This window comes from Bacillus sp. C1, assembly GCF_054570475.1.
On the sequence record NZ_JBTMZT010000002.1, the window covers coordinates 489,693 to 503,422 of the forward strand.

Genomic DNA, 13,730 nt, shown 5'->3' on the forward strand with positions numbered 1-13,730 from the left:
TGTATGAGAAAGAAGCGTGTCGTAATTACAGGATTAGGAGCTGTCACGCCGATTGGTACGGATGTTGAAACAGCTTGGAATAACATTAAAAATGGTGTATCTGGAATTGGACGTATTACGCGTATAGATCCAGAACTATTTCCTGCAAAAGTAGCAGCAGAAATTAACGACTTTGAAGTCGAGAAATATATTGAGAAAAAAGAAGCGCGCCGTATGGATCGTTTTACACAATATGCGGTAGCGGCAGCGAAAATGGCAGTTGAAGATGCGAAATTAGAAATTACAGAAGAAAATGGTCCGCGTATCGGAGTATGGATTGGTTCTGGTATTGGTGGTATGGAAACATACGAAGAACAGTTCAAAATATTTACAGAAAAAGGACCACGCCGCGTTAGTCCGTTTTTTGTACCAATGATGATTCCTGATATGGCAGCTGGTCAAGTATCGATTGCGACGGGTGCAAGAGGAATTAATACTTGTTCGGTAACAGCTTGTGCATCTGGAGCAAATTCAATTGGTGATGCGTTTAAAGTAATTCAGCGTGGTGATGCAGATGCGATGATTACAGGCGGCGCAGAAGCACCGTTAACACATATGGCGTTTGCAGGCTTTAGTTCTGCGAAGGCTTTAACATTTAACGAAGACCCAGCAACTGCTTGTCGTCCATTTGATAAAAATCGTAGTGGATTTGTAATGGGAGAGGGCGCAGGTATTCTTATACTAGAAGAATTAGAACATGCATTAGCACGTGGTGCGCATATTTATGCAGAAATTGCTGGATATGGTGCAACAGGTGATGCGTTCCATATTACAATGCCTGCTCCTGGTGGTGAGGGCGGGGTTCGTGCAATGCGCCAAGCATTAGCAGATGCCGGTCTTCAGCCAGAGGATATCGATTATATTAACGCGCATGGTACAAGTACAGATGCGAACGAGAAATATGAAACGATGGCAATTAAAGAAACATTTGGTGAACATGCATATAAAGTTGCGATTAGCTCTACAAAATCAATGACAGGTCATTTATTAGGTGCAGCTGGAGCTGTTGAGGCAATTTTCTCTGTTAAATCAATTACAGATGGAGTAATTCCGCCAACAATTAACTATGAAACACCAGATCCAGAATGTGATTTAGATTATGTGCCAAACAAAGCGAGACATCAAGAAGTGCGTACTGTTTTAAGTAATTCATTAGGTTTTGGTGGTCATAACGCAGTGTTAGTGTTTAAAGCATATAAATAATAGTAGTGAAGAGGATGTTTTATGAAATAGCCAAGGAGCTATTTCTAAAAACATCCTTTTTTTAATGGAAGAGAGCGTCCAATCAAGGGTAGAAGTGGTCAGAGCCTTTTAGCGTCATGTAAAAGTTCCATTTTAGTACTTCGCGTTTTCTCTTTTTCTTGCATATGTATAAAAGAGAGAGGAGAGGTGGAGATGGGGATTATTGAAACGGCAGGTTGGTTGCACCTTTACTATGGACGTCCAGAGCAGCTTTGCGAGAAGTTTACAAAATACATTCCGCTGCCAAAAGAAAGGTTGTACCGTTTTTTAATTTCTAAAGGTATGTATCGCCCGGTGATGGAAGGGCGAAAGGAAATTGAAGTACTAGAGGAAAAGCAAATTTGGCAAGAGCTTGCTGAGGAGTATGAAGAACTTAAGAACTGGTTGCAAGGCCCAGATGTCCCTGTCTTTATTTTATTATCAGATGCGTATAACCGTACTGTACAAGCAGAATATAATGGGAAAGCCGGCTTAACAATGCGCCATGTAATTTTTTTGTTTGTCTGTGGACGAAATACAGTGAAGGAATTAAAAGCGTTGCTTACGCATGAATATCATCATATTTGCCGGTTACACAGTTGTGAAAAGAAAGAAAAGGATTATACATTGCTTGATACAATGATAATGGAAGGACTCGCTGAACAAGCGGTGTATGAAAGGCATTCAGAAAAGAACTACGCACCGTGGACATCATATTTTACAAAAGAGGAAGCGATTCATTATTGGGAGAAGGTTGTAAAAAAGAAAAAAGATATGAAGAGGGGCACAAGGGAACATGACGATTTACTAAATGGAATGCACATGTACCCGAAGATGCTTGGATATAGCATTGGATTTCATATTGTAAAAGATTGTGTGGAAATGGAAAAAGACAATACGCTATCTCTATTGTCTATGGATGCAGTGCGTATTTTAAATAAGTCGGGTGCTTTTACTTCTTCATAGATGATAAATATAAAAAACTTGGCGCTGCCAAGTTTTTTTGAGGTTGTAGAGAACGTCTTTTTTCTCGATTTCATGTCACTTTTTGTCGGCTTGTCGATATCCTTTGTCGAACCGCTGATATATTTGAATTTGCGCTGATATATGGCGAGAAACGATCGATATATTTGAAAAATCGCTGATGAAATTTCATTTACCTGTTCTTGTACAAGTCCGTTTGGTCATAGTCCACTCTTTCAACAGCGGCCAGCTTTTTGCTTAATGGAAATGGAAGAAAGGAGTCATGGAGAAATAATATATAACGTCAGAAACCATTCAATCAAGCCTAGAAGTAGTCAGAGTGCCATATGAAAGCAAAAATGAATATATGTATAGAATATATTTCCTTTAGTGGAATAAATTTTACAAAAAGTGAACATAATGAGATGTACAAACAGTAGTGAAGTGAGGGGTAGAAAATGTTATATCTACATGATGTATGGGTAAATTGGTTTGAAGGTGAAGAAAATGGGTATAACGTTTGTCATTTTTACGAATGGCGGAAGGATGATACGATCGAATTATTAGATCAAGTGCCATTATTAAAAGTAGATTCTACATTATATCATTACATCGAGAACGAATTATTGGAACTTCCGCAAAAATTATTGGAAGACGTACATCATAAGGCGTATATTCGTAAAAATCACGAACGTTTGCAACAAGAGTATTGTTTTGTTGTTACAGATGGAAAAGGGATTATTGCAGTAGATACGATTGGTTATAACGTACCGATTCGAAAAAGTAGACTGATTCCTCGTCAAGAGCAGATGGTATATGAGATGGTGGAAAATGTTCATGCAGAGAAATATGAGTTTCAAGTGGAAGAATCACAAAAAGAGCATCATATTTTATCACCATCGCCATATATTATGAAGGGCTTGACTCGAAAAGAAAGGCAGTTAAAACAATTGCTTTTTATGGCGCTAGACCAATTACATACAACGAAAAATCCAGCAGAAATTCGCTATTGGTATACAGAATGGGATCCATCTGCATACGGAACTGTTCAACATATGAAGTTTGAAGACGTCTGGGAGCGACTTTATGAGGAAGCGCAATATGGCTGGTCAGAGAAGCATGAACAGTTATGTGAACGTCTTGTAAAAGGACAACCATTTTTTGAAAAGCTATGGGAAATGGAAAATGAGCAAAAAGTAAATTAAAACCCGCCAAATTTGGCGGGTTTTAATTTTTATTTAGCTAAAGCGGCAAGTTCTTCGTGTCTAGGAACCTTAGTCAGTCAGAGCTGAACGAGCCGCTTCCGCTTTTTATTCTAATCCAGCTCTGGCTCCTAGCCCTTTGCGTCTAAGAACCTTCCCCACGAGAAGATAAGAAGTATCTTCTGTGGGAAAGAACCTTAGCCACCCAGGGCTAAGCAGTCGCCGCCGCTTTATATATATAAAGCCAATTTAATTTTCTAACAGATACATTATGGTTATGAAGAACAAACAGAGATCTTCACTCGTTTTCTCCTTCTGTTTTCACATGGAATGGGGCTAAAAAAGGCACTGACCGCTTCTATGCATGGCCGGATGCTCTCATCCATCTGAAAAGAATGGTTTGATGTTCGTTTTTTAATTTGGATTTATATATTATCTTCGTTTTCTGCTTAGTCCCATTGCATTTTCGACTTTGCGTAGTTGTTTGAAGGCAACATGGTTTGCTTTTTCAGCACCTTTGTCTAAGATTTCATCTAATTCAGGAGAGTTGATGAGTTCGTTATATTTTTCTTGAATTGGACGAATTGCTTCTACGACTACTTGAGCTAAGTCGCCTTTAAAGTCACCGTATCCTTTTCCTTCATACGCCGCTTCTAATTCTTCAATTGTTTTTCCTGCGAATGAAGAGTAGATTGTTAACAGATTAGAAATACCAGGTTTGTTTTCTTTGTCGTATTTTACAATGCCTTCAGAATCAGTTACGGCACTTTTAATTTTCTTTTCGATTGTTTTCGGATCGTCCAGCATGCTAATCATTGATTTTGGATTTGGGTCTGATTTACTCATTTTTTTCGTAGGTTCCGTTAATGACATAACGCGTGCGCCTACTTTTGGAATGCGAATTTCTGGAATTGTGAAAATTTCACGGAAGCGTTTATTGAAACGCTCAGCTAAATCGCGAGTTAATTCCATATGTTGTTTTTGGTCATCACCAACTGGCACAATTTCCGTATTATAAAGTAAGATGTCAGCTGCCATTAATGGTGGATACGTAAGTAATCCAGCTGGAACAGATTCTTTGCCAGATGATTTATCTTTATATTGCGTCATACGTTCTAATTCGCCAACGTATGCGATAGATTGCATAATCCATCCAAGTTGAGCGTGCGCAGGCACTTCGGATTGTACAAATAAAGTAGATTTTTCAGGATCAATACCACAAGCTACATATAGTGCAGCAAGGCTACGAATGTTTTTACGAAGTTGCACAGAATCTTGAGGGACTGTAATTGCATGTTGGTTTACAATACAGAAATAACAATCATGCTCATTTTGTAACTCTGTAAATTGTTTCATTGCTCCTAAATAGTTCCCAAGCGTAATTGTTCCGCTTGGCTGAATACCAGAAAAAATAACTGACATAATAAAGTCCTCCTTAAATTTGGTATGTATTGTTGAAGGGTGGGGGAAGAGGTCTATATGGACCTCTTCCTAGCTCCAGCGGCAAGAATGCCGCCTTCCTGCGAGGCAAAAAACGCCTCTACGTCAGGAGCTCCATCCCCCTCATATTATAATCCAGCTCCAGCGGCAAGCTCTTCGTGTCTAAGAACCTTCCGCATAAGAAGGCAAAGAGCGCCTTCTATGCGAAAGAACCTTAGCCAGTCAGAGCTGAACGAGCCGCTTCCGCTTTTTAACATAAAAAAGCCCATTCATCCCAAATGATATAGGGACGAATGGACCGCGGTACCACCCTAATTATTTCACAAATCGTGAAATCTCTTTTATCCATTATAACGCCTGGATGTAACGCCAAAGCCTACTCCTCAGTTGTTTCGGTTTGGTGCTCAAAAGCCCATTCCATACTGACAATTACTTGTTCACACCGACCACAAGCTCTCTGAAATTGTTTTAAGTATGTACTCTTCTTTTTCATCGCATACATATGAAATTAATATAGCTTAGCTCGTATCCGTAACTTGTAACAGTTGAACGAGCCGCCTGCGCTTTTTAGTACAAAATATTATATCATATGAAAAATCGTTTGCAAACTACATCAAAATAGTAAAGCTAATGATTGTTGAGATGAGTCCTAAAAGAATACCTGTAATGCAGATTGGATACGTCCATGTAAAAGAATATGTTTTATATATTCTTTCCTTTTTATCTAGTGCTGATTCTTCTTCTTCAATTAAAGATTCTACTTTTTTGTTTGTTCCAAATACTTTTTGAAAGGCATACATCGTTATATTGAAAAATCCGCTTTGAAATAGAAATAAAAATCCTCCTAAAATAATAAAAAATAATGCAATGTAAAAGATGAGATTGACAAAATTCAACAAAAATTGAGCCGGAAATAGGAAAGCACCAATGCTAGAAGTGAGGACTGTTAATAGTATCAATACAAAAATACGAAAATAAAGTTTGTTCAAAATATTCCCCTCCGTCGAAATATTACTGGAATTATTATACTATAAAAGTTATAATAAGTACTAGGATAAATTATTTGAAAATTATGTTCAATTCCCTATTTTATTTCAATATGATAGGGACAATGATAAAGTATTTCTTTGCGGAAAATATAGAAAATAAACAATTTGTTAAAAATTTTAACAAAAAAATAAAAAAACTATATTCACAATCGTCTTATTATATGTATAATGAAAATTGTAGAAACTTGGAGATTATTCTTTCAATTCTACTTTGTGACAATTTAGGGTCCAGGAAGTGCAATAGGGGAGGCAATACAGCATGAAGAAAAAGATGTCGCTATTACTTGCATCGACATTGACTGCAAGTATGTTACTTGGGGCTTGTGGGTATCAAAAAGATGATGCCAAAGCAAAAGGGAAAGAACAAGGGAACAGCAGTAGTAATGGAAAACAAATCGCTAACTTGACAGAACTATCTGAAATTCCGACAATGGATGCGTCTATGACTTCTGATGCCTCATCTTCAATGGTATTGAATAACACGATGGAAGGATTATATCGTGTTGGAAAAGACCAGAAGGCTGCACCAGGCGTAGCGGAATCCTATGAGAAACTTGAAGATGGAAAGAAATACATCTTTAAATTACGAAAAGATGCGAAATGGTCAAACGGAGATCCTGTAACAGCACATGATTTTGTTTATTCTTGGAAACGTGCAGTAAACCCAGATACAGGTGCTACATATTCTTATATCATGTTTGATATTAAAAATGCAGAGAAAATTCATAAAAAAGAATTGCCAGTTACTGAATTAGGTGTAAAAGCAATTGATGATTATACATTAGAAGTAGAGTTAGACAACCCTGTTCCTTATTTTGTGGATTTAACAGTTTATCCTGTTTTCTATCCATTAAATGAAAAGTACATACAATCACAAGGGAATAAATTTGGCTTAGAGGCAAATACAACACTTTACAATGGGCCATTTGTACTGAGTGAATGGAAACATGAAAGAAGCTTTCAATTTAAGAAAAACCCATCTTATTGGGACAATCAAACTGTTAAACTAGAAGAAGTGAACTTTAATATTGTAAAAGATACAGCAACAGCAGTTAATTTATATGATACAAATGCAATTGACCGAGTAGATTTAAAATCTGAATTTGTGGACAAATATAAATCAAGTTCGGAATTTAAGGCAACAAAAGAAGCTGGAGTTGCATTTTTACGTTTCAACCAAGGGAATCAATTTTTAGCAAATAAAAATTTACGTAAGGCAATTTCGCTTTCCTTTGATCGTGAAAATGTTGCGAAAGTCATCTTAAATAATGGAGCCATTCCGGCATATGGATTTGTTGGAAAGGATTTTGCTGAAGGACCTACTAAGAAAGACTTCCGAGATGAAAGTGGAAAATTGGTAGACACGAATGCAAAAGAAGCGAAAAAGTTGTGGGAAACAGCGAAGAAAGAGCTTGGCACAGATAAAATTGAATTAGAGTTATTGAACCTCGATAACGAAGATTCTAAGAAAATTGGTGAGTTCTTAAAAGGTGAGATTGAAAAGAATTTACCAGGAGTGACAATCAAAATTAAACAGCAACCATTCGCTCAAAAAAACAAATTAGAAGATAAACAACAATATGATGTTTCTCTTGGTATTTGGGGTCCAGATTACCCAGATCCAGTGTCATACTTAGATATGTTTGTTACAGGTGGTACACAAAATAAAACAGGGTATTCAAATCCAAAATATGATGAATTCATTTTAAAAGCAAAAACAGATACGAAAGATTTACAAGCTCGTTGGGACAATCTTTTACAAGTTGAAAAAATGTTAATTACAGAAGATGCGGTAATTGCACCAATTTACCAAAAAGGAGCATCTTATTTACAAAAGGGAACTGTAAAAGACATTGTCAAACATAATTATGGAGGGAAATACTCCTTTAAATGGGCATCTGTTGAGCAAAAATAATTTCTATTCCATCGTTTACAAGGGTATATGCCTATGATGGGCGTATGCTCTTATTTTAAAAAAATAAAAGTAAGAATATTTCAAACTATCTTATTGCTTTTGATAAAAATGGGGAGGTGCTTAATTATGGGACGTTATGCATTAAAACGTTTCGTGTACATGGCTTTGACATTATTTTTAATTACTACGCTGACATTTTTCTTAATGAAATTACTGCCGGGTTCACCGCTTAAAAACCAAGAGAAATTATCTCCGGCACAAAAGGAAATCATTTTAGAAAAATATGGTTTAAATGATCCAGTACCAGTGCAATATGCTCGTTATATGGGGAATTTGTTAAAAGGTGATTTAGGGGTATCGTTCCAATATGATAACCGTCCGGTATCCGATATGATTGTTGAGCGTATTGGTCCATCCGCACAGCTTGGTTTTCAGGCGATAGTGTTAGGAACATTTATTGGTTTATTACTAGGTATTGTAGCAGCCCTTCGTAATAATACATGGGTGGATTACGGAGCGACCATTATTTCTGTACTCGGAATGTCGGTACCATCATTCGTATTCGCAGCATTACTACAATATTTCATCGCTGTAAAACTTGGATGGTTCCAGGTTGCATTCTGGAAAGGTTTTGAATATACAGTTTTACCTACTGTCGCGTTATCAATGGCAGTTATCGCAACAATCGCACGTTTTTCCCGTGCAGAATTAATTGAAGTTATGCAAGCAGATTATATTTTAACAGCAAAAGCGAAAGGGATCAGTCAAGGCGTCATTATTGTGAAGCATGCGCTTCGTAATGCGTTGATTCCAGTTGTTACAATTTTAGGACCAATGGTTGCAGCTTTAATTACAGGGACACTTGTTATTGAACAAATTTATGCCGTACCTGGACTTGGGGAACAATTCGTTAAATCAATTCAATTAAATGACTATACAATTATTATGGGAACAACGATTTTCTATAGTGCAATCTTTATTTTAGTAATTTTTATTGTTGATATTTTATACGGTATTATTGATCCTCGTATTCGTTTAGCGGGAGGGAAAAAATGATGAAAGATGTACAAAAATTATCTCCAGATTTATTTCAACTAGCAAATCAAAATAATGTTGATAATGAAGTCATTGCCCGTCCGAGCTTAACATTTTGGCAAGATGTAAGACGACGTTTGTTTCAACATAAAGGAGCAATGTTTGGACTTGTATTATTAGTTTTGATTACGCTTATGGCAATCTTTGGACCAATGATGAGTAAATATTCTTATAAAGACCAAGATTTAGGGCGTGCGAAAATGCCGCCGAAAATTCCAGTACTTGAGAACATTCATTGGCTACCATTCGATGGTACAGATCAATATGGTGTGGATCAATATGAGAAACGTGATGTTAAAGAGTACTTCTGGTTTGGTACAGATGATCTTGGACGCGACCTTTGGACAAGAACATGGGACGGAACACGCGTATCATTATATATTGCTCTTTTAGCAGCGGCAATTGACCTAGTAATCGGGGTTGCATACGGGGGGATTTCAGCGTTCTATGGTGGACGAGTGGATAACATCATGCAGCGTATTATGGAAATCATCAATGGTATTCCGTATTTAATTATCGTTATTTTAATGGTAATTATAATGGGTTCAGGTATTTGGTCGATTACATTGGCGATGGCAATTACAGGTTGGATTGGAATGTCCCGGATTGTACGTGGACAAATATTAAAATTAAAAAATCAAGAATATGTGTTAGCATCTCGCACATTAGGGGCAACAAATACGCAATTAATTGTGAAGCATTTAATTCCGAACGTAATGGGACCGATTATCGTTATGACAATGTTTACAATCCCAACAGCGGTGTTTGGTGAAGCATTCTTAAGTTTTATTGGGCTTGGTATTCAGCCACCATTCGCATCACTTGGGTCTCTTGTAAATGATGGATATAAATCAATTCAAACATATCCGCATATGATGGTTATCCCTGCGATTGTCATCAGTATGTTAATTTTAGCATTTAACTTAATGGCAGATGGATTACGCGATGCGTTAGATCCAAAAATGCGTAAGTAAACGAGGAAGGAGCAGTAAAAATGAAAACATTGTTAGAGGTAAAAGATTTACAAGTCTCCTTTGATACACATGCTGGTGAAGTACAGGCTGTTCGCGGAGTTACGTTTGATTTGAAAAAGGGAGAAACATTAGCGATTGTAGGAGAATCTGGTTCTGGGAAATCAGTTACTTCGAAAGCGCTAATGGGATTAATCCCTAACCCTCCAGGACGTATCAAAAATGGAGAAATCGTATTTGATGGACGTGATTTAACAAAATTAGCAGAAAAAGAAATGCAGCAAGTGAGAGGGAAAGAGATTGCAATGATTTTCCAAGATCCGATGACGTCATTAAACCCAACGATGACAATCGGTAATCAAATTATGGAAGGTCTTATTAAACACCAAGGAATGAAAAAAGTGGATGCTCGTAAAGTTGCCTTAGAGCTTCTTGATCTTGTAGGAATTCCAAACCCAGAAGCGCGTTTAAAACAATATCCGCACCAATTCTCGGGTGGTATGAGGCAGCGTGTTGTTATTGCGATGGCACTAGCTTGTAATCCGAAATTACTGATTGCCGATGAGCCGACAACAGCGCTTGACGTTACAATTCAAGCGCAGATTTTAGAGCTTATGAAGGATATTCAACAAAAAACAGAAGCAGCGATTATTTTCATTACGCATGATTTAGGCGTAGTAGCAAACGTTGCCGACAGAGTTGCGGTTATGTATGCGGGTAAAATTGTTGAAATTGGTACGGTTGACGAAATTTTCTACAATCCAAAACACCCGTATACATGGGGTTTGATCGCATCTATGCCAAGTTTAGATGGTTTAGAAGAAGAGTTATATGCAATTCCTGGAACACCTCCAGATTTATTAAAACCGCCAAAAGGGGATGCATTTGCACCACGTAACCCACAGGCGCTAAAAATTGACTTTGAAATGGAACCACCATTATTTAAAGTAAGTGATACACATTACGCAGCAACATGGTTACTTCATGAGCAAGCACCAGAAGTAAAACCACCAGAAACCGTTCAAAAACGAATTCTTCAAATGAAAGCAGGTGAACAACATGACTAAGCAACATGAAAAGTTAATTGAAGTAAAAAATGTGAAGCAGCACTTTAACGTAAGTGGTGGTGTTGTAAAAGCGGTCAACGATATTTCATTTGATATTTACCGCGGTGAAACATTTGGACTGGTAGGGGAATCTGGTTGCGGAAAATCAACAACTGGAAGAACAATTATCAGGTTATATGATGCAACTGCTGGAGAAGTGTTGTTTGACGGTGAAAATGTACATGGTAAAAAATCACGTGCGGAATTAAAGAAATTTAATCGTAAAATGCAAATGATTTTCCAAGATCCATATGCGTCATTAAATCCTCGTATGACAGTTGGAGATATTATTGCAGAAGGTATTGATATTCACGGTTTAGCAAAAAATAAAAAAGAACGTATGGATCGTGTGCATGAATTATTAAACACAGTTGGTTTAAATAAAGAACATGCCAATCGCTTCCCACATGAATTCTCTGGTGGACAACGTCAGCGTATCGGAATTGCTCGTGCACTTGCGGTAGAACCAGAATTTATCATTGCCGATGAGCCAATTTCTGCACTTGACGTATCGATCCAAGCGCAGGTTGTTAACTTATTGAAAAAACTGCAAAAAGAAAAAAGTTTGACATACTTATTCATTGCCCATGATTTATCAATGGTAAAATACATTAGTGATCGTATTGGCGTTATGTATCGTGGTCAAATTGTTGAATTAACAAGCAGTGAAGAGTTATACGAAAATCCGATTCATCCATATACAAAATCATTATTATCAGCAATCCCGCTTCCAGATCCAGACTATGAGCGCAATCGTAAACGTATCGTCTATGATCCATCTCAGCATCAATATGGAAATGAAACACCTACTATGCGAGAAATTCGTCCAGGACATTTTGTTCTTTGTTCAGAAGCGGAATATAAGAAATATAAAGAAATCTATCAATAATAGAAAGAAGCGGTCGCTATGGCCGCTTCTTTCTATTATTGATACAAATTGAAAACCTTTTTGAGATGGGGGAGAGGGTCTGCCTAAGCGTAGAAACGGTCAGAGCTTTTTAGCTCTATGCCGTGTGAAATCAAAAGGAGAGCATAGGTGGAATCTAATTTGGATTTCAAAGAGGAAATGAAATTTTATCGGCGCAAACTCAAATATATCGGCGTTCCGACAAAGGACGACACAAAAAACAGATTGGAGAAGGCTTTCTTCAATCTGTTTTCATTAACATTAAGCTGATTCTTCAGAAGTCTCCGGTTTAACAAGTGCATAATTTTCCCAAGCTCTACTTCTCCAGCGGAAGAACATGATGATGGCACGCGTCCATTCATCAATAGCAATAGCTAACCAAATACCAGGCAGTCCCATGTCTAAATAAAATACAAAAAAGTAACCGAGTGGTAAACTCATTAAGACCATGGAAAATGCTCCAATTAAAACGGGATATTTTGCATCACCAGCAGCCCGTAAAGAATTAATGATTACGATATTCATTGTCCGTCCAGTTTCTAACAGAATACTTAATAAAAGAACGGTTGCTCCTAAAGCGATAATATCAGGGTTATTTGTAAATAGCCCCATTAACTGTGTACGGAATGTGATGACGAGAATGACCATACACAACGTAACACCGATGGCCCACCTTACACTTTTCCATACGCGTATATATGCTTCGTCTTTCGCATTTCCACCAACTAAACGTCCGACGATGATCGCTGTCCCCATTCCGATGGCGATAGCAAACAAATAAGTAAACATTGAAATATTTGTCGCGTATTGCCTTGCGGCTAAGGATTCTGCTCCTAAGTATGTCGCATAGTATAAAAATACAATTTGACATGCTTGGTACATCACTTGCTCAAAAGCCGATGGGATACCGATTTTTAAAATTTTTCCTACATATTCTTTTGATAAAGTGAAGTAGTATGTTAATTTTACGCGGTATTCCATGATGCGATATAGTAGCCAGAAGAAAACGATGAGTGCGATAAATCGGCTGAAAGCAGAGGAAATAGCGGCCCCTTGAACACCGAGTTCAGGCATGCCAAATTTTCCGAAAATAAGTATATAATTTCCAGCGATATGAAGAATATTCATCCCTAATGAAATGAACATCGCTTGTTTTGTAAATCCATGAACACGAATAATTGCGGCCAGTGAATTGATAATAGCTTGAAGAAAAATAGCTCCTCCCACAATTGATAAATAATTTTGGGCGTAAGTTAATACATCGCCTTGTAAATTCATTGCAGTCATCATATGTTTTGAGAACAAAAGAAAACCAGCGCTTATAATGAGCCCGACTCCTAAGTTTAAAGTGACTGCTAATGCGGATATTTTTGATGCCTCCATATATCGTTTAGAACCAAGATATTGAGATACAACAATTGCAGCACCATTTCCGATTACTTCTAGTACTAAGATTGCGATATGAAGGTATTGATTCGCAGCCCCAACCCCTGATACGGCGTCATCTGATAATGCACTTAGCATAAAAGTATCAGCAATTCCCATTAACATAAAAAGAAACACTTCTAAAAAAATGGGCCATGTTAAGAAGAATAAATTTAACTTCTCGTCCTGCCCTTTTTTGGACGTAACCTCTGTCATATCATCCCTCACTTTACCGATATCTTTTTAAACAAAATGTATCTTAACACACTTTAGCAACACTTGCATTCATTTTGGAACTTTGTTAGCAAATATATATTTCAAAGAAAAATAGGACATGTATAAGTACAAATTGAATTTTGGAGAGAAGGTGTAATCTGTACCCTTTGTAGAGGTCGCT

11 protein-coding genes and 1 other annotated feature are annotated in these 13,730 nt (G+C 37.3%); of the genes, 8 read left to right on the forward strand and 3 right to left on the reverse strand.

Annotated elements, in window-relative coordinates:
• Positions 1-3 precede the first annotated feature (3 nt).
• From fabF to ACX5JI_RS08990, 3 genes are all read left to right on the forward strand, one after another.
• A complete protein-coding gene (fabF, locus tag ACX5JI_RS08980; protein WP_459500731.1) occupies positions 4-1,242 on the forward strand; it encodes a beta-ketoacyl-ACP synthase II in 1,239 nt (412 codons plus the stop codon).
• A gap of 192 nt (positions 1,243-1,434) precedes the next feature.
• Positions 1,435-2,226, forward strand: coding sequence for a DUF2268 domain-containing putative Zn-dependent protease (locus ACX5JI_RS08985; protein WP_459500732.1), 792 nt, complete (start codon positions 1,435-1,437; stop codon positions 2,224-2,226).
• Between the two features lie 455 nt (positions 2,227-2,681).
• Complete coding sequence (locus ACX5JI_RS08990) at positions 2,682-3,428, forward strand: YjbA family protein (protein ID WP_459500733.1); 747 nt, start codon at positions 2,682-2,684, stop codon at positions 3,426-3,428.
• Positions 3,429-3,857: 429 nt separating this feature from the next.
• On the opposite strand, the gene trpS is transcribed toward ACX5JI_RS08990, so the two are convergent.
• Entirely contained in the window at positions 3,858-4,847 is a 990-nt protein-coding gene (gene trpS, locus ACX5JI_RS08995) for a tryptophan--tRNA ligase (RefSeq protein WP_459500734.1), read from the reverse strand.
• Positions 4,848-5,147: 300 nt separating this feature from the next.
• Positions 5,148-5,367 (reverse strand) — a binding site (T-box leader).
• A 106-nt stretch (positions 5,368-5,473) separates the two neighbouring features.
• Complete coding sequence (locus tag ACX5JI_RS09000) at positions 5,474-5,854, reverse strand: DUF3899 domain-containing protein (RefSeq protein WP_459500735.1); 381 nt, start codon at positions 5,852-5,854, stop codon at positions 5,474-5,476.
• A gap of 319 nt (positions 5,855-6,173) precedes the next feature.
• Here ACX5JI_RS09000 and ACX5JI_RS09005 point away from each other — a divergent pair, with 319 nt between their 5' ends.
• From ACX5JI_RS09005 to ACX5JI_RS09025, 5 genes are all read left to right on the forward strand, one after another.
• Complete coding sequence (locus tag ACX5JI_RS09005) at positions 6,174-7,829, forward strand: peptide ABC transporter substrate-binding protein (protein ID WP_459500736.1); 1,656 nt, start codon at positions 6,174-6,176, stop codon at positions 7,827-7,829.
• Positions 7,830-7,955: 126 nt separating this feature from the next.
• Positions 7,956-8,885 (forward strand): oligopeptide ABC transporter permease, encoded by a 930-nt coding sequence (gene opp3b / locus ACX5JI_RS09010; protein WP_459500737.1) that lies wholly within the window; start codon positions 7,956-7,958, stop codon positions 8,883-8,885.
• Positions 8,882-9,898: an oligopeptide ABC transporter permease gene (opp3C, locus tag ACX5JI_RS09015; protein WP_459500738.1), complete on the forward strand. Its 1,017-nt coding sequence runs from the start codon at positions 8,882-8,884 to the stop codon at positions 9,896-9,898. Before opp3b ends, opp3C begins: the two co-directional genes overlap by 4 nt.
• A 20-nt stretch (positions 9,899-9,918) precedes the next feature.
• Positions 9,919-10,962: an ABC transporter ATP-binding protein gene (locus ACX5JI_RS09020; protein ID WP_459500739.1), complete on the forward strand. Its 1,044-nt coding sequence runs from the start codon at positions 9,919-9,921 to the stop codon at positions 10,960-10,962.
• Positions 10,955-11,890 carry an ABC transporter ATP-binding protein gene (locus ACX5JI_RS09025; protein WP_459500740.1) on the forward strand — a complete coding sequence of 312 codons (936 nt, stop codon included), beginning with the start codon at positions 10,955-10,957 and terminating at the stop codon, positions 11,888-11,890. Before ACX5JI_RS09020 ends, ACX5JI_RS09025 begins: the two co-directional genes overlap by 8 nt.
• 279 nt (positions 11,891-12,169) lie before the next feature.
• On the opposite strand, the gene ACX5JI_RS09030 is transcribed toward ACX5JI_RS09025, so the two are convergent.
• Positions 12,170-13,549, reverse strand: coding sequence for an MATE family efflux transporter (locus tag ACX5JI_RS09030; protein ID WP_459500741.1), 1,380 nt, complete (start codon positions 13,547-13,549; stop codon positions 12,170-12,172).
• Between the last annotated feature and the right edge of the window lie 181 nt (positions 13,550-13,730).